Source organism: uncultured Nostoc sp. (assembly GCF_964245445.1).
Taxonomy (GTDB): Bacteria; Cyanobacteriota; Cyanobacteriia; order Cyanobacteriales; family Nostocaceae; genus Nostoc.
In genome coordinates this window covers 1-18105 of record NZ_CAXTNE010000162.1, presented here as the reverse complement: position 1 = coordinate 18105, position 18105 = coordinate 1, and the positions used below count along the sequence as shown (strand labels likewise).

At 37.5% G+C, this 18105-nt stretch carries 14 protein-coding genes and 1 pseudogene; 14 read left to right on the top strand and 1 reads right to left on the bottom strand.

Going from position 1 to position 18105, the window contains the following annotated elements; genetic code table 11:
• Positions 1 to 158: 158 nt before the first annotated feature.
• From ACFE90_RS23665 to ACFE90_RS23655, 3 genes are all read left to right on the top strand, one after another.
• On the top strand, positions 159 to 2465 hold the full coding sequence (locus ACFE90_RS23665) for a TOMM precursor leader peptide-binding protein (RefSeq protein WP_375504881.1): 2307 nt from the start codon (positions 159 to 161) through the stop codon (positions 2463 to 2465).
• Positions 2466 to 2656: 191 nt separating this feature from the next.
• Positions 2657 to 2881, top strand: coding sequence for an F-box protein (locus tag ACFE90_RS23660; protein WP_375504878.1), 225 nt, complete (start codon positions 2657 to 2659; stop codon positions 2879 to 2881).
• 64 nt (positions 2882 to 2945) lie between these two features.
• Positions 2946 to 3284: a hypothetical protein gene (locus tag ACFE90_RS23655; RefSeq protein ID WP_375504876.1), complete on the top strand. Its 339-nt coding sequence runs from the start codon at positions 2946 to 2948 to the stop codon at positions 3282 to 3284.
• Between the two features lie 219 nt (positions 3285 to 3503).
• On the opposite strand, the pseudogene ACFE90_RS23650 reads toward ACFE90_RS23655, so the two are convergent.
• Positions 3504 to 3806, bottom strand: a pseudogene (locus ACFE90_RS23650) (IS630 family transposase); the annotation flags it as partial.
• On the opposite strand from ACFE90_RS23650, the gene ACFE90_RS23645 reads away from it, so the two are divergent.
• From ACFE90_RS23645 to ACFE90_RS23595, 11 genes are all read left to right on the top strand, one after another.
• Entirely contained in the window at positions 3763 to 4851 is a 1089-nt protein-coding gene (locus ACFE90_RS23645; RefSeq protein WP_375504874.1) for an amidohydrolase family protein, read from the top strand. The pseudogene ACFE90_RS23650 and the gene ACFE90_RS23645 sit on opposite strands and share 44 nt — an antisense overlap.
• Before the next feature lie 36 nt (positions 4852 to 4887).
• Positions 4888 to 5616: a hypothetical protein gene (locus ACFE90_RS23640; RefSeq protein ID WP_375504872.1), complete on the top strand. Its 729-nt coding sequence runs from the start codon at positions 4888 to 4890 to the stop codon at positions 5614 to 5616.
• A 490-nt stretch (positions 5617 to 6106) separates the two neighbouring features.
• On the top strand, positions 6107 to 7498 hold the full coding sequence (locus ACFE90_RS23635; RefSeq protein ID WP_375504870.1) for a radical SAM/SPASM domain-containing protein: 1392 nt from the start codon (positions 6107 to 6109) through the stop codon (positions 7496 to 7498).
• An 82-nt stretch (positions 7499 to 7580) separates the two neighbouring features.
• Positions 7581 to 10277, top strand: coding sequence for an AAA family ATPase (locus ACFE90_RS23630; RefSeq protein WP_375504868.1), 2697 nt, complete (start codon positions 7581 to 7583; stop codon positions 10275 to 10277).
• A 938-nt stretch (positions 10278 to 11215) separates the two neighbouring features.
• Positions 11216 to 13351, top strand: a complete 2136-nt coding sequence (locus tag ACFE90_RS23625; protein ID WP_375504866.1) for an AAA-like domain-containing protein — start codon at positions 11216 to 11218, stop codon at positions 13349 to 13351.
• Between the two features lie 161 nt (positions 13352 to 13512).
• Positions 13513 to 14895, top strand: coding sequence for an AAA-like domain-containing protein (locus ACFE90_RS23620; protein ID WP_375504864.1), 1383 nt, complete (start codon positions 13513 to 13515; stop codon positions 14893 to 14895).
• Between the two features lie 114 nt (positions 14896 to 15009).
• Positions 15010 to 15240 carry a hypothetical protein gene (locus ACFE90_RS23615; protein ID WP_375504862.1) on the top strand — a complete coding sequence of 77 codons (231 nt, stop codon included), beginning with the start codon at positions 15010 to 15012 and terminating at the stop codon, positions 15238 to 15240.
• Positions 15241 to 15681: 441 nt separating this feature from the next.
• Positions 15682 to 17079, top strand: coding sequence for an AAA-like domain-containing protein (locus ACFE90_RS23610; RefSeq protein WP_375504860.1), 1398 nt, complete (start codon positions 15682 to 15684; stop codon positions 17077 to 17079).
• A gap of 295 nt (positions 17080 to 17374) precedes the next feature.
• A complete protein-coding gene (locus ACFE90_RS23605; RefSeq protein ID WP_375504858.1) occupies positions 17375 to 17611 on the top strand; it encodes a hypothetical protein in 237 nt (78 codons plus the stop codon).
• Positions 17595 to 17843 (top strand): transposase, encoded by a 249-nt coding sequence (locus ACFE90_RS23600; RefSeq protein ID WP_375504883.1) that lies wholly within the window; start codon positions 17595 to 17597, stop codon positions 17841 to 17843. The genes ACFE90_RS23605 and ACFE90_RS23600 overlap by 17 nt, the downstream gene beginning before the upstream one ends.
• A complete protein-coding gene (locus tag ACFE90_RS23595; protein ID WP_375504856.1) occupies positions 17840 to 18070 on the top strand; it encodes a hypothetical protein in 231 nt (76 codons plus the stop codon). The genes ACFE90_RS23600 and ACFE90_RS23595 overlap by 4 nt, the downstream gene beginning before the upstream one ends.
• Positions 18071 to 18105: the final 35 nt, after the last annotated feature.

Here is an 18105-nt window from a genome sequence, read left to right as displayed (position 1 = left end):
TATCAACTATCATTAATTATGCCAAAACTTGATTTATAAATTTACTAAATACATTTAAACATATTTTAAAGAAAATAATAAAATCAATAAAAATTAACTACAAGTTAACTCTACTAAAATTACACTTTAATTAGTAAACAAACAATTAATAAAGCTCAATGGAACTTAAAATCCAATTCAATCCTAGTTATTCTGTTCAAACTATAGAAGCAGACAATATCTTTTTTTTGTCAGAAAGAGAAAAAGTCTGGTTAAACGATCATCTTTCTCATACTTTAGCTACTTTCATCGATGGCGATCGCAATATTGACGAAATTATTGATACCATTCAACAGTCGCTACTGCAAGACCCAAAATCTTTACAGTCAGCTACTACTTTTTTCCAAGAAGTTCTCAATGTGAGTATTCAAGCCCAATATGCTTTATTACAAATGCAACAAAAGGGCTATATTCTTCAAGAAGATAACTCTCTGGCATCGCACTTAGACATCTTCTGTCATCATCTTAATATTGCTCCCACAGTAGCCCATCAAAGATTGCGATCGACTAAAGTAGCAGTAAAAGCATTAGGTTCGGTTGCTGCATCTGACTTGATTGCTGTGCTTGAGTCTCTCCAAATTCAAGTAGCAGACAAAAGTGATTTGACAGTAGTTTTAACCGATGATTATCTCAATCCTGAGCTAGATAAGTTCAATCAACAAGCCTTAAAATCCCAAACTCCTTGGATACTTGTTAAGCCGTTAGGGACAATAGTCTGGATTGGCCCTTTATTTAATCCTCAGAAAACTGGTTGTTGGAACTGTTTAGCCCAGCGTTTGCGAGAGAATAGACCGATTGAAGGGTTTATTGAGAGACAGAAGCAAATATCTTCCCCTTTAACTCCTCCTTTAGGATTTTTGCCATCTACAGTACAAACTGCTTTAGGAATGACAGCTACAGAGGTATTTAAGTGGATTGTCCAAGGGGAAAATAAACAATTAGAAAGCAATTTGATTGCTTACGATGCGATCGCACTGCAAACTCAAAATCATAGCTGGGTGAAGCGTCCTCAATGTTCTAGCTGTGGAGAGATGGTAAATGGGTTAACTAACAACCCCCTACCTGTTGTTTTAGAACACCGCCAGAAAACCTTTACTGTCGATGGAGGACACCGTATTTGTTCGCCACAAGAAACTCTCAGGAAATATCAACATCATATCAGCCCCATTACTGGGGTTGTGCGAGAACTAAATAAAATTCCTGGGAATGGATTAACTCATAATTACATAGCCAAACATCATTTTCTCAGTGTTTTCGACGATTGCGCTAGTTTGCGCCAAAATTTGGGGGGTAGAAGTGCGGGGAAAGGTAGGACTGACTCTCAAGCGATGGCTAGTGGTTTTTGCGAAGCGATCGAGCGATATTCTGGGGTGTTTCAAGGGTATGAAATTCGAGAAAAAGCCAGTTACCAACAAATGGGGGACAAGGCGATGCATCCCAATGTTTGTATGAACTTCAGCCAACAGCAATATCAGAATAGAGAGCAATGGAATATTGAGTGTCAAGGCTGGTTTCAAAAAGTCCCTGAACCTTTTGATGAACAAAGAAAAATTGACTGGACTCCTGTTTGGTCTTTAACCCATCAGGAGTTTAAGTATCTGCCAACGGCTTACTGTTATTATGGCTATCGACCGGACTATAAACCCGACTGTTGGGCTGATTCTAATGGGTGTGCGGCGGGTAATACTCTTGAAGAAGCAATTCTGCAAGGTTTTATGGAGTTAGTAGAGCGAGATGCTGTCGCCTTATGGTGGTATAACTCTTTGCAAAAGCCGCAAGTGGATTTAGATAGTTTCGACGAGCCTTATTTTCAAAGCCTGAAGCAATATTATCAAACTATTAATCGGGAACTTTGGGTTTTAGATATTACCAGCGATCTGAATATTCCTGTGTTTGCTGCTGTGACTCGAAGAAGCGATCGCTCTGTAGAAGATATTGTTTTGGGTTATGGCGCTCATTTCGATGCCAAGATTGCTATTAGTCGAGCCTTGACTGAAGCTAACCAAATTTTACCTAATGTTTTATTTGCCAAAGCTGATGGAAGTACTCAATATCCTCCATCAGCCGATCGCTTAGCGGTAGATTGGTGGAAAACCGCAACTTTAAGCGATCAACCTTATTTAGTTCCAAGCCATAGAATTGCTGCTAAAGTCAGTGGCGATTATCACGAAGTTGCAAGTGACGATTTACTCGAAGATGTCAAGCTCTGTCAACAAATCGTTGAGAACAATGGTTTAGAAATGCTGGTTTTAGATCAGACTCGTCCCGATATTGGACTGAGAGTTGCCAAAGTCATCGTTCCGGGAATGCGCCATATGTGGAAAAGGTTAGCGCCTGGACGGCTTTATGAAGTTCCGGTGAAAATGGGTTGGTTGCAAGAACCCCTGACACAAGAGCAACTCAACTCTTTTCCTATGTGGATGTGAGGTTCTCCTTACTGAATGATGTTATTTTTCATGAGTTTTTATATGAGTTCGTAAGATGAGTTTTATGAGTTTCACAAACGAGACATTTGTTTATCATATTAATTAAGCAAACACACCTTAGTGTTCAAACAAATTGTGCAAACTCCAAATAGAGAAGTTTCACTGACAATAAGGACAAAGACAAATAATTTATGCCTATACCTCCGAACCTTCTTGACTTACCTCCTGAAACAATCTTGAATATTTTGAGTTACGTTGACGTTACCGATACAGATAGAGCTAATTTCGCTCTTACTAGTAGAAGGGCGGCGTTAATTGTACGAGAGTTTAATAGGCATGCGAATGATATTTTCAATCACCAGACAAGTGGAATGCTAGATTTCCTGACTTCACTAAAGGGTCATACTGAACTTTAACTACCCTTCAATACCAAATTGTTCAAATCCTATTTTCCAAAAACAAACACAAGGAAACAAACTCATGTCGGACGTAACAAATATCAAAACAATCACAAATCATCTGTTAGTTCCCGTTACTGTCAGGAATGGTGAAAACACTCAGCAGACCTTTTCTGTAGGTCAAGGATCTGGATGGAACGGAGATATGTGGATTCCTTGGGTAACGAACCCAGGTGCTATGTGGAAATCCATTTTGTTAGAGTGGTCTTCAAACAGAATCTATATCTTTCAAAATGGAGACCATATTAAGTTTTCTTGGAATAATGACTTTAATAATAAAGGTACACTAGGGGGTAATTCTAGCATTCGAGGTGAAAAGGCTTTAGTTATTGCATCTGAAAACAACATATATCTTGACTAGGTGAGCCTATTTTTCCCTCCCTTTCTTTCAAGTACCTTAACCTCACGAGTCAATAAATAACAAGTTAAGCAAAAAGGACTTACGTATCATAAAGCTATGACGTCATTGCGTAGACGCAACGCAGTTTGTCAGAGAGTGCGACAGCGTATAGCAATTTAAAATTTTGATTATACCTTCTATGTACGTAAGTTCTCAAGCTCATATCTTGCACCTATAGGACTATAATTTGATTTCTGAAAAAACTCCGTACATCTGGAGAGACATAAAATCAAAGGTAGTGTTTCGGATAAACCACTCAAACATCCACTTTAAATGTGAGAATGTTGGAAGCAAGGCACAAAAACGTCGCACCCAAGTTTTTGCTTGTAACCAGATATCTTCAATCGGATTTTGTGATGGGCAATTAGGAGCAAAGCGGACACAGTGGATTAACCATTGTTCTTCCGGTAGACCAAGGTTGACCTCGGCTAAACAGATCATGTTAAACGGATATTCGATTATTGATGCGGATTCCCACGTTATTGAACCTCCCAGTATGTGGGCTGAATATCTCGAACCAGAATTTAAACAGTTTGCTCCCTCAGCAGAAATGAAAATTCAAGGGGAAGACATTGTAAAAAAAGTCTCTAGGCAAGTTCGAGATAAGGCGAATAAGCAAATGATGCAAGCTCATCCTAATGCTTATTTCCAAAGCTACAATGTTGAGTCTCACGTTCAAGAGATGGTGCTGATGGGGATCGATGTGGCATTCCTTTATCCAACTTATGGATTGTGGGTTTGGGCGATTGATACTATGCAACCAGAAGTTGCTGGCGCTTTTACCCGTGCTTACAACAATTGGTTAAAAGACTTTTGCAGTTACGCTCCAGATAGGTTAAAGGGGGTAGGAGCAATTAACCTGCACGCGCCAGAGTCAATGGTGCATGAATTGCATATAATTGTCGATTTTGGCTGGAAAGCGGTTTTTTTACGCCCTAATCCCGTCAAAGGAAGACTATTGAGCGACTCCGTTTACGAGCCTTTTTGGACAGAATGCGAGCGACTAGGAATAGCAGTAGGCATTCACGAAGGGACTCACAGTCGTTTGCCAACTACTGGAACAGAAAGGTTTAACACTCGTTTTGCTACCCATGCTTGTTCTCATCCGATGGAACAGATGATGGCTTTATTAGCCTTGATTGAAGGAGGGGTGTTAGAACGTCATCCAAAACTTAAAGTGGCTTTTCTGGAGTCCGGTTGTGGCTGGCTTCCTTATTGGCTATGGCGACTAGATGAAGAGTATGAAAATTTAGCTTGGGAGGATACAATTCATGATAATGTTAAAATCAAGCCATCAGAGTATTTTCGTCGCCAGTGCTTTATTGCCATAGAGCCTTCAGAACCATTACTGGCTCAGGCGATCGAATATATTGGCACGGACAATTTAATCTTTGGTTCGGACTATCCCCATATGGATCATAAGCCGAACATTGTTGGAGACATGGTAAAGCTTGAGGAAAAATTATCGAAAGAAACTGTGCAAAAGATTCTTTGGGATAATCCTTGCCGCTTTTACAATTTGTCTTGAAATTTCTCATAATTTTATAAATAGGAGAAAAAAATCATGTTTGGAACTAGAGATTTATTTCATAAAAGTGAAAAGATAAGTAAAGTAGCAGATCGCCTTTTAAAAAGCTATGTACCTAAGTTATTCAACCTTTCACAACAAGATCCTAAGGAAAAACGAAAAGAATTATACCAAAATTTAGAAGATGCGTTTCTAGATGCTGCTCCAACCTTTTATATAAAGCGACTTTATCAACAAGCTAAACAAATTTCTCAAATTATTGCCTATATATGGCGGTGGGCTGATACTGATGAAACCCCGCAAAAAGAGGTTGCTAACAAGTTAAAAAAATATTTTACAAATCCTACTGAAGACACTCAACATTTAGATGATAGATTGAAGAAATTGTTGGGAGCCAATCCTAGAAAAATAGACAATCTATCAGAAGAAGACAAGTTATTGAAAGCTGTTTTCTTTAAAGATAATGAGCTAGATCCTCCATTCAATAATTTGTTGTTTCCTATGTTCAATAAATTTGAACTCGGAGAATCGGAAGATCAACATCTTGGTTATTTGTTTTGGGTTAATATAAACTCCTTCCAAGGGTCAATCGATGACCCCACTAAAAATGCCCCTGAATTGTTGAAGTTTAGCATTCCCTATCCTCCGTGCCCTAAAATTGGGGAAGTAACGGTTACTTCAGATGAGTTGGAAAGTTGGATCGCTAACAGAGAAGAAAATGAGTATTTTGCGAAAAACCCTTATATTCCTACAAGTTGTTCTTAAATTAAGATAAGCAAGGTATTCTAGACTTGTTGAACTTATAGCTAGGTCTTAAAGAAATAATCAGACATCAATCATCTAAATTAAGGAGAAAATAATGGCAATTCAAAATTTGAATAATGCAGTTTTTCCAGTAGAAAAAAAGAGCTAAATTTAGGTGAACAACTTAAAAACCGAATGTGGCAGCAAGGCAAACAAATTTCTCAAATTATTAGCTATATATGGCGATATTATGATGACAACATCGATCCTAATGGTCTTCCTTCCAGTCCTTACATACTAACTATAGCAATCCGAATTGAAACGTGAGAAAATAGGGAAATTAAAAGTACGTATTTATAGGCATTTCAGCGATTTTGTCTCTCACGAATGATTTAGGATTGCTATAGCACTAGTTAATGTAATGACGATCACTAGCTAAAGACTCCACCCATTACCAAAACAAGGGTGGTTTTTTAATTTATTGGTGCTACCTAAATCATGTAGAAAAAATATGACTATCAAAGATACTGAAAAGCTTTTACAAACTAAAATCCGAGACAATTGGCAAATGTCAGATATGGTACTGGAAGTACCACCTCATGGTATTACTTTACACTCAAAAAGTGTAGAAAGACTCGTAGCAGCAGTAAAATCTGGAAAAAAAGCAGTTGCTTTCAGACCTACCCTACCTGTTTCATCAGAATTAGGTTTACCAACCTATCCAACCCTAGCCTATTTGTATCCCCAGGAATTAAGTAAAATCTGGAGTCAGTTATTGCAAGAATTTGAAAGTAAGAATCAGGGAGTTTTCGGCATTCCAACACCCTTGACTATTATTTCACAAACCGATCCTGACGAACAGTTACATTACTTTGCGGACTATTATGGCACGGCTGTAAAACCTTCTTATGTTAGGGCAATTGTCGGAAATACCTGTAATCTCAAATGCGTGATGTGTCCATATCATGGTTCTTTGCTCAAGCCAACACATACAACAGATTTCTTCACAGGTAATAATGCAATGTCCTGGGAGATGATGGAAAAACTAGCAAAAGAATGTGGGGAACAGGGAATTACGATCTTAATTGGCAGTGTGGAGGAGCCATTGCTTCACCCTAAGATTATAGATTTTGTCCGACTTTGTAGACAACAAGGAGTTCCCAAAGTTCATATAACTACCAACGGTCAACTGCTAGATGAAAGTCGAGCCATCGCATTATTAAAAGCAGGTCTAACCAGTATTGATATTAGCATCGATGCTGTTGAGCCAGATACTTACTTAAGAGTTAGAGGTGCTAATCTCAACCGAGTCGAATCTAATGTTATCAATTTTCTGCGACTGCGCGATCGCTTGAGAATTCCCTGTGAGGTGAGGACATCATTTGTCAGAAATCAAGATGTAACTATCGAAGAAGAAGAAAAATTTCGAGAACGTTGGTTAGCAAAAGCAGATAGTGTTTTTGTTTTGAACTTAGCTGAATACAAAGAAACTAATATGCGTCTTAGCCAGATTAACGACGCTCTGCAAGATTCGCTCAAACATTATATTCAAAAAGCGCAAGGGAGATGGGCTTGCCTGTTTCCCTTTATAGAAATGGCTGTTTTACCTGACGGCAGAATATACTACTGCATTGAAACCTTATTTAGACTTGGTTTTGATAAGGATATTGCTAGTATAGGAGATTACAATAAACAAACTTTGCAAGATATTTGGAGTGGAAATTTATTTAATCAGCTTAGACGAGATTTAATCCTTAATCAGTTAGATAATAGGTTGGCTTGTAAAAACTGCGATATGTGGAAGTCACAGGTTATTAGCAGAGCTTCTAAAAATAGGCTTCAAGTTATTACCACTATGGTAACTGAGATTTATCAGAAAACTGACTCCAAGGTAAAAACGTAAAATTAAAAAAAATCCAGAAACTTTAGAATTGGCAAGGAAAAACGATAAGAATTGTAATTAGAAGAATTTCCTCACGAACACTATGAAAGACTATCAAATTATTCAAAAAATCTATGAAAGTGCTAATTCATCTGTCTATCGAGCCATTCTCAAGGCTGAAAATAAACCTATTATTTTAAAGATTCTCAAAGAAAACTACCCAACTCCCTCAGAACTAACTCGATACAAGCAGGAATATAAAGTCACCCGCTCCTTAAATGCCGATGGAGTTATTAAAGCATACAATTTGCAGCGATATGAAAATAGTCTAGTCATTTTTTTAGAAGACTTTGGCGGTGAATCTTTAAAATTATTAATGCTCAAACGCCAATTTACTCTCAAAGAATTTTACTCTATTGCCATCAAAACTACTGAGAGTTTGGGGGCTATTCACGCTGCCAATATTATCCACAAAGACATTAATCTCTCTAATATCGTTTATAACCTAGAAACCGAACAACTCAAAATCATCGATTTCGGTATTTCCACCTGTTTATCACGAGAAAATCAGACAGTTGGTAATATTGATCGCTTAGAAGGAACTTTGGCTTATATTGCTCCAGAGCAAACCGGAAGAATGAACCGAGGGATAGATTACCGCAGTGATTTTTATTCTTTGGGTGCTTCCTTCTACGAATTGCTAACTAATCAACTACCTTTTACAACTACCGACTCTATAGAATTAGTTCATTGTCATATTGCTCAACAACCTGTTCCCCCACATGAACTTATAGAAACGTTAAATTCAACGTCTCAACTAATACCTAAAGGCGTTTCAGACATTGTGATGAAATTGTTGGCAAAAGCCCCAGAAGAACGATACCAAAGTACTTGGGGAATCAAAGCCGACTTGGAAATTTGTCGTAATCGCTTAGAGAGTTTAGGGCAAATTGACGAGTTTTGTTTAGCAACTCAGGATATTTGCGATCGCTTTGTCATTTCTGAAAAACTTTATGGTAGAGAAGAAGAAATTACACAACTATTAAATACTTTTGAGCGAGTCAGTCAAGGTAGCATTGAGATAATACTGGTTTCTGGTTATTCAGGAATTGGCAAATCTGCCTTGGTTAATGAAGTTCACAAACCGATACTACGTCAGCGAGGCTACTTTATTAAGGGAAAATTCGACCAGTTGCAGCGAGATATTCCTTATGCAGCGATCGCTTTAGCATTTCAAAACTTAATACGGCAGTTACTTACTGAATCTGAAGCAGCACTACAAACTTGGAAACTAGAACTTTTAGCAGCCTTGAATCCTAATGCTCAGGTTATCATCGATGTCATTCCTGAATTGGAACAGATTATCGGCAAACAGCAGCCAGTTGAGCAACTAGGAGCAACTGAGGCTCAAAATCGATTTAACTTATTCTTTCAAAGATTTGTTGGTGTTTTTAGCAAAAAAGAACACCCTTTAGTTCTTTTTCTTGACGATCTACAGTGGGCAGATTTAGCTTCTTTGAAGTTAATTGAGCTATTAATAACTGATTCTAATAGCCAATATTTATTAATAATAGGAGCTTACCGAGATAATGAAGTTGATGCAACTCATCCTTTGATACAAACCTTAGAGCAAATTAAAAAAGAAGGTGCTAGGATTAATAATATCTCGTTACAACCATTAGAAATCGAATATATCAACCAATTAATTAGCGATACATTAAATTGCTCCACAGAAAAATCAAAATCTTTAGGAGAGTTAGTAACCAATAAAACTCAAGGAAACCCTTTTTTATTAACTCAATTACTTCAATATCTATACAAAGAAAACCTTTTGTCATTTGACTATCAGAAAAATGATTGGCAGTGGAATATTAAGGAAATTGAAAGAGTAGGAATAACTGATAATGTAGTTGAATTAATTATCAGCAAAATTTCCAAACTAAATGAAAAAACTCAGAAACTTTTGCAATTAGCTGCCTGTATTGGCAACCAATTTAATTTAGAAGTTCTCTCACTTGTCAACAAAAAATCTCAAATAACTACAGCTAGAGAACTTCAACCAGCATTAGAGGAAGGTTTGATTTTACCTTTGAGTAATGACTATAAAATAGCTCTACTTTGGAATCAGCAAGAAAGTTCAAAAGATACTTCAGAAATATCTGATATTTTTATTCCCAAAATTCTTGAATATATTCCCTATAAATTTTTACATGACAGAGTTCAGCAAGCTGCCTATGCTTTGATTTCAGAAGAAGAAAAAAAAGCAATTCATCTGCAAATAGGTCGTCTTTTACTGAAAAATACTCAAATAAATGAATTAGAGGAAAATATTTTTGAGATTGTCAACCAACTAAATGAAGGATATGAATTAATTGTAAAGCAATCTGAAAGAGATAATTTAGCTAAATTAAATCTTCAAGCTGGTAAAAAAGCAAAAGCCTCAACAGCTTATCAGGTAGCTTTAAATTATTTAGAGATTGGGTTAAAAATGTTGACGCAAAATAGCTGGGATTATCAGTATGAATTAACTTTAGAAATTTATATACAAACCATAGAGTGCCTTTATTTAAACACCAACTTCAATCGAGTTGAAAAACTATCAGAAATTGTTCTGCAAAAAGTAAAACATATTATTCATAAAGTTAAAGTATATCAGATAATAATATTGTGTTATTATGCTAAATTTCAACCAAATAAAGCAATAAAGGTTGCAATTATTGCACTAGCAGAACTAGGAATAAATATTCCTCAAGAGGCAGATGAAATAGAAAAAAAATTGCTCAAGAAAAAAAACATTTAGAAATTATTTTACATAACAAAAGAATTGAAGATTTAGCCGACCTTTTCCCTATGAGCAATTCATATAAAATAGGAGCTATACTAATACTACAACAAATCCTATCTTCTCTACTTACTACAAATTTTCCTTTGTTTGTTTTAGTTTTATTAATTCAGCTTAACATCTGTATTAAATACGGTAATCCTTATCAAGCTGCATGTACTTACAGTTTTTATGGAATGATTCTTTGTAGCTCTACAAAAGATATTAATTTGGGGTATGAATTTGGTCAATTGTCTATCAATTTGTTGAGTAAATTCAAGAGTGTTCAACTAGAAGCTTTAGTTACGCACTTACATTATGGACACATAGGGCACTGGAAGTGGTCGCTTAGAGAGCGAGTAGCGCAGGAAAGTTTGTTAAATGGCTTTCAAAGAGGTATAGATACAGGGAATTATGAATTTGCTTGTTATGGAATTATAAGCTATTGCTTAATTAAGTTTTTTAGAGGGGATAAATTGGAAGAGGTCGCTCAAGACTATATAAAATATTCTATTTTAATTAACAAATTAAAACAGAAGTTTTGTTTCATATATATCAAGATACTACAAAATAGTTTAATTAATTTAACAGTTGAACACAATAAATACTTTTTAGTCGTCAGTAATTCCCAAAGCCAAGAAAATAAAGATTTAGAACACTGGCATCAAGAAAATAATGAATGGTTACTCTTTATAACCTATTTTTGCAAAACATTTTGCTGCTATTTTTTTAAAGATTATAAGCAGGCTGTTGACTCCGGAATTAAAACAAAAGAATTTATAAAAGTTTGTGCTGCATATTTACCTGCACCTCAGCATAATTTTTACTTTTCTCTTTCTTATCTTTCCCATTTTCGTAATTGTACTCCAGAGGAGCAAAAACAAATATTAGAGCAAGTAAAAAAAAATCAAGAGGATATGAAAATATGGACTGGTCATTGCCCCGCCAATTTTCAAAATAAATACGATTTAGTAGAAGCAGAGAAAGCGCGAGTTTTAGGACAAAATTGGCAAGCTCAAGAACTTTATGAACAAGCAATTCAAGGTGCTAAAAAAGCTGAATTTATTCACGAAGAAGCCATAACTTACGAACGCGCAGCAGAATTTTATCTTTTTCTTGGTAGAGAAGAAATAGGAAGACTATACTTAAGAAATGCCCATTATTGTTATTCTCATTGGGGTGCAAAAGCCAAAGTTCAAGCTTTAGAATTAGAGTATCCACAGTTTCTAATGGATATAAACAACCGAAAAGAAAACCAAAGCATTAATACAACTGAATCTACTGGTGGTACAAATCCCCAAGCACTCGATCTGATGACAGTTACCAAAGCCTCTCAAGTATTAGCTAGCGAAATTAAACTAGACCAACTGCTGGCTAAGTTAATGAAAACTGTAATTGAAAATGGAGGTGCCCAAAAAGGCTTTCTGATACTGGAAAAAGATCATAAATGGGTGATCGAAGCTGAAGGGACAGTAGATTCTGATGACGTTACTCTACTGCGATCGCTTCCCATTGACTCTGTAGATGGCGATTCTCAGACACCTATTCTATCAGTTGCGATCATTAATTATGTTGTCCGTACTCAAGAAAATGTAGTTCTTAATAACGCTACCGAAGAAGAACAGTTTATCCGCGATCCCTACATCGTCGCCACTCAACCAAAATCGATTCTCTGTACTCCTTTGTTAAATCAAGGCAAACTAAGCGGTATTTTATATCTAGAAAACAATTTAACCACAGATGCATTTACCAGCGATCGCATTGAAGTTTTAAGAATTCTTTCGGCTCAAGCTGCTATCTCCATTGAAAATGCCCGTCTCTACGGACAGTTAGAAGATTATAACCGAAATCTAGAGATGAGAGTAGACGAGCGCACTCAAGAACTCTCACAAACTCTAGAAATTCTCAAAGCCACCCAAGCCGAACTACTCTTTGAAAACGAGTTACTCAAAAGTGGTGAACAACCTTCTACCTTTGACTATCAAGTGGGAGGAAGTTTGCCGATGGATGCTCCTACTTATGTTGTGCGTTTAGCAGACCGTTATCTCTACAAGGCATTGAAGCGCGGGGAATTTTGTTACATTCTCAATCCTCGGCAGATGGGCAAGTCAAGTCTGATGGTACGCATGATACATCACCTCCGGCATGAGGGATTTAGCTGCGGGGCAATCGATCTCACCCGTATTGGTAGCGAAAACGTCACGCCTGACCAATGGTACAAAGGTTTAACAGTAGAGCTATGGCGAAGTTTTGGTTTGTTAAGAAAGGTTAATCTAAAAACTTGGTGGCAAGAGCAAGGAGATATTTCTCCGGTTCAGAGGTTGAGTCAATTTATTGAAGAAGTTTTGCTAGTTGAAGTTGCTCAAGAAAATGATACTATACCTAAAAAGTTAATAATTTTTATCGATGAAATTGATAGCTTCTTAAGTTTAAAATTCCCAGTTAATGACTTTTTTGCGCTGATTCGTTCCTGCTATAATCAGCGCAGTATTAATCCAGAGTATCGACGTTTAACCTTTGCTCTTTTTGGAGTAGCTACCCCTGGTGACTTAATTACTGACCACCAAAGAACGCCTTTTAACATCGGTCAGACCATTCAATTAGAAGGGTTTAAAGAGCATGAAGCGCAACCTTTACTTCAAGGATTGACCGAGAAAGTGAGCAATCCTCAAACAGTTTTAAAAGAAGTCTTAGCCTGGACTAATGGCCAGCCATTTTTGACTCAAAAGCTCTGTAAATTTATCCGCAATTCTTCATCTCCTATCCCTATCAATAGAGAAACCGAATGGATTGAAAATTTGGTGCAAACTCAGGTAATAGAGAATTGGGAATCACAGGATGAACCAGAGCATTTTAGAACCATCCGCGATCGCTTACTCAAAAGTAAACAATCCGTTCAGCTACTAGAACTCTACCGTCAAATTTTGCATCAAGGAGAGATTATTGCAGTTGATAGTTCAGAGGAAAGAGAATTACTTTTGTCAGGGCTAGTAGTCAAGCAACAGGGAAATTTGAGAGTTCAGAACCGTATTTATGAATCTATTTTTGTTTGATTTACGAAAACTTTTGTTTTATCTGGAAAGTGAAAGAAGAGGTCTATCCTTCTGGATAATTTAATTTGTCTAAACAATACTTTTGTACTAATAAATGGCAGATATTGTGTTACTTGCGTAACTTCTGCTATCTTTATTAGTAGCATTTGTCTGTAATCTCTATGAACCTTGATAGTCTGTTTGAGATTGTTGATCGCCTGCTAATTGAGAGCCACAATCGCCCCCTTAATTCCACAGAAAATCTGGTTTTGCGTGGGATTTGGCAGTATAAAACTTATAACCAAATAGCTATAGAGGCAGGTTATAGTCCTGGTTACTTTACCAATGTTGTTGCCCCAGAGTTGTTTGGGCGACTCTCTGAGGTCATTGGCCAGCGCGTGACCAAGAAAAACTGTCAGGTGCTGCTGGAATCTTATGCCATCATTGAAGCAGCTCCAAATACAAAACTTTTGAAACAAGACCTGAGGCAATTTCCCCCCACAGTTAATCAGGATACGTCACCTTGCTACCCCAGCGGCTCAGTTACTCTCGCCTCTCCCTTTTACCTCAAACGTTCTTACCTTGAGGAGCAAATCTATCAAGAAATTAAGAAACCAGGAGCGTTAATCAGGATCAAAGCTCCCAGAGAAATGGGCAAAACTTCACTGCTGCTGAGGATTCTTGACTATGCGAAGTACCAGGGTTACTGCACTATCAGCTTGAATCTAGAACAAGTCGAGCAGATAATTCTGAGCGACTTGAATCAACTTTTGCGCTGGTTGTGTGCCAATATCGCCCGCCAGCTTCAGCTTCAACCAATGTTAGACGAGTATTGGGATGAAGATTTGGGAAGTAAAGTTAGCTGCACCGTCTACTTTCAAGAATATCTACTAAAGTCAATTAATACTCCCTTGATCTTGGCGTTGGATGAAGTGAACCATATTTTCGAGCATCCCCAAGTAGCGAAGGATTTTCTACCTCTGTTGCGTTCTTGGCACGAAGAAGCGAAAAGACTGCCCATTTGGCAAAAGCTTCGTCTACTCGTGGTTCACTCAACAGATATTTATGTTCCTCTTGAACTTAATCAGTCTCCTTTCAATGTAGGGTTACCGATTCAGTTAGACAACTTTAGCCAAGAAGAGGTACAACAGTTAGCCCAACGCTATGGACTCAATTGGACAGATGGAGAAGGAGCTAGACAATTAATGGCAATGGTCGGGGGACATCCGGCACTAGTAGATTTAGCTCTGTATCATCTGAGTCGAAAGGAGATAACTCTGTCGCAACTGGTAGAAACTGCTCCCACTGCTAGCAAAATTTATTCAAATCACTTGCAGCGTCACTGGGCAACCTTGCAAAAACAGCCTGAGTTAGCACAAGCTTTTGATAAGGTTCTGAATGCCAATGAAGCTATTCTCTTAGATCCCATCCTTTCTCACAAGTTAAGCAGTATGGGGTTGATTAAACTTTCTGGATCTGAAGCGATCGCAAGTTGTGAATTGTATCGGCGATTTTTTAGGAAAAAAGAGCAGCATTTGGCGTTGCAGAATCAAAATATGAATTAGTGCGATTGCTATGGAATGTCCAAGATGTGCATTAATCCGCATTCGCAAAAATAGTAAACAAAGAGGTAAGCAAAATTACATCTGTGTGAAATGTGGGTCAATTTATTAATTCTTATGAACCGAAATCTTAAGTATGGTTCAGTACCGCTCAACATCTCCATGCCTTCGGCGGCAAGCTACGCAACTGGCCATGATTGCCAGTCCCCAAAACGACGGCTGAAACCCTCATTCTTTCGTCAACTTCCAAAAGTTTTCGGTCTACTGACATTCCTATTTATGGATGTTATTTTTCGTGAGTTTTACTATGAGTTATGGGATGAGTTTTATGAGTTTCAGAGCCTATGAGACAACTAATATTAAAAGTAATTTGGTGCAATATTATATCTAATGCGAATTTGGTTCACTTGCTCAAAGGTCTTGTTACTGACATTAAAACTTGCAGTTATTTAAAAATCCACAACCGTATTTATGAATTAATTTTTAACAATAGTTGGATTGAGCAACATTTATAATATATTTACTGCCTTGTTGTAAGGAACGGCAAACTTTTTAACTTTGTGATTGAGATGATTGCTGCTGAGTAAAAGCCCTGCAAAGATAGCAGCAGGATGAAAACAAGTCAAACGCCTATTGATAAAAATTTAAGTGATATTTTTAACTTTGCTTTTTATAAGTAAACAAATTAGTTTCAACGATAAATCTGAATTTATTGTCTGATGCATAAATTATATTTTTCGTCAATTATTTATGCACTAAGTTTTCGAGAAATTTTTACTCCGGAGCGTCATGGCTTTTAACTTAGATGAGGCAATTAAAATTGCTAACAAAGTAGTCTTGGCAAATTTTTATAGAAGCTTAAGTGATATTGAAATAATTATACTTAAAGGAGCTTGGGAACGAGAAGAATATGACAAAATTGCGGCTAAAAACCAGTACGCAACAAGTTATATCAGTCAAGATATTGCGCCTAAGCTTTGGAATTTGTTGACAAATGCATTAGGAGAAAAAGTCAAAAAAAGTAATTTTAAAGAAGCACTAAAACGATATTGGTCAAAGCAATTAACACCTGAATATTGCTTAGAAAGCTCAGAATCAACAATTGTTAATAATCAACAGCACAACAGCAAGCCCTTTGAAGCTACTGCTCCTCCATACTTAAGCCAAACTAAACACAACTTTCCAGCTTCAGAATTATATGTGGAGCGTTTTGGGATTGAATTTCTCTGTTATGAAACTCTCTTGCAACCTGGTTCTCTGATTCGGATCAAAGCACCTAAGTTAATGGGTAAAACCTCTTTGATGGAACGAGTATTAGTGAAAGTGGCAAAGCAGGGGTATCGCACAGTCAATTTAAGTTTGGAGATGGCAGATCGAAAAACTCACTTCACCAACTTGAATAAATTTTTGCGTTGGTTTTGTCTAAATCTGAGCCGAGAACTCGGCTTACCCAATCAGTTAGATAGCTATTGGGATGAAGAAGGTATGGGTGCAAAGGTAAGTTGCACAACTTATTTAGAAGAATATCTCTTGACTGCCAATGACAGTCCTTTAGTTCTATTCCTAGATGATGTGGACGTGCTTTTCCCTTATCCTGAAGTTTACGAGGACTTTTTTGGATTGTTGCGCTCTTGGTATGAAAAAGCCAGAAGCCGCGAAAATTGGAAAAAGGTACGGCTAGCGATCGCTCATGCTACCGACGTTTATATCCGCTTGAATATTAATCAATCGCCTTTTAATGTCGGCTTACCCATTGAGTTACCAGAATTAACTAAAGAGCAGGTGCAGATATTTGCCCAACAATATGGATTAGTAGAAGATTCATCTTTGGTAGACCCCTTAATGCAATTGGTAGGTGGTCATCCTTATCTGTTACAGCAGGCATTTTCTCACCTCAAAAATTATCCCGATGTTAGTCTTGAGCAATTGTTAGCAGAAGCCACAACAGATGCAGGAATTTATCGTCATCATTTGCGAGAATATTGGTTGAGTTTGCAACAAGAACCAAAACTCATGGCAGCATTTCAAACAGTGGTTACTTCTACCAAGCCAGTGCGATTGGAAACGATATCAGCCTATCAGTTACAAAGTATGGGTTTGGTAAAGCTTTTGAGTAATCAAGTAGAGCCACGCTGTCAATTGTATCGTAGTTATTTTAGCGATATGCTGTTGAATTGTTGCAGTTGACTTATAGGGACTTCCAAAAAATAAATTATGCCCTTATCAATAATGATAATCATTTTAAGTGGGTGGTGAAGGGGTTGCCGACGGCAGCCCCTTCACCGCCCCCTTTTGTAGTAATTTAAATAATGATTGGATTTTTGAGTGTGGTATAGGGGCGTGAGTATCAATGGATGCTGTTGGCGAAATATTTCTTCACATTTGAAAACCCTACAAATGCTAAAGCGAGCAGACGTTGAGGAAAATGGGATGATGTTAATCAACAAGCATCTACCATCACCTGCGGTGAAGGAGAAATTGAGTGATTCAACTGCAAGCCATAGACCCCATCCCAGAAGAAACAGTGCGTGTGGCTCGTGCCGCTTTCCCAAAAGGCAATCTCTACATGACCATGAAGGATGAAATCGGTACTCTCTACAACGACCAAGATTTTGAAGCACTGTTTCCAACACTTGGGCAACCCGCTTTTAGTCCTTGGCGGTTAGCTTTGGTCTGCGTTATGCAATATATCGAGGATATAACTGACAGACAAGCCTAGTTATGCAGTTCGCAGCCGAATTGATTGGAAGTATGCGCTTTCCTTAGAATTAACAGACCCAGGCTTTGATTTTAGTGTACTCTGCGAATTCAGAATCCGATTAATTTCTGGAAGTGCCGAACAGAAATTACTGGATATCTTGTTAAAGCAATTTAAAGAAAAGGAATTATTAAAGACAAAGGAAAACAGCGCACCGATTCAACCCATGTATTGGCAGCAATTCGCAATTTGAATCGCTTGGAAAGCGTAGCCGAAACTTTGCGTGCAGCATTAAACGCAGTGGCAACAGTCGTCCCAGAATGGTTGCGCTCTTGGGTTCCCCATGAGTGGTTTGAACGTTACGGACGTGCTCTAGAAGAGTACCGTTTACCCAAAGGGGTAACTGCTCGATATAAATTAGCTGAAACTATTGGTAATGATGGTATGCAGCTATTAATAGCCATGAAACTATCCCACTAATAAAAAAGTATGGTAATCTACTTCTCAACAAGGAG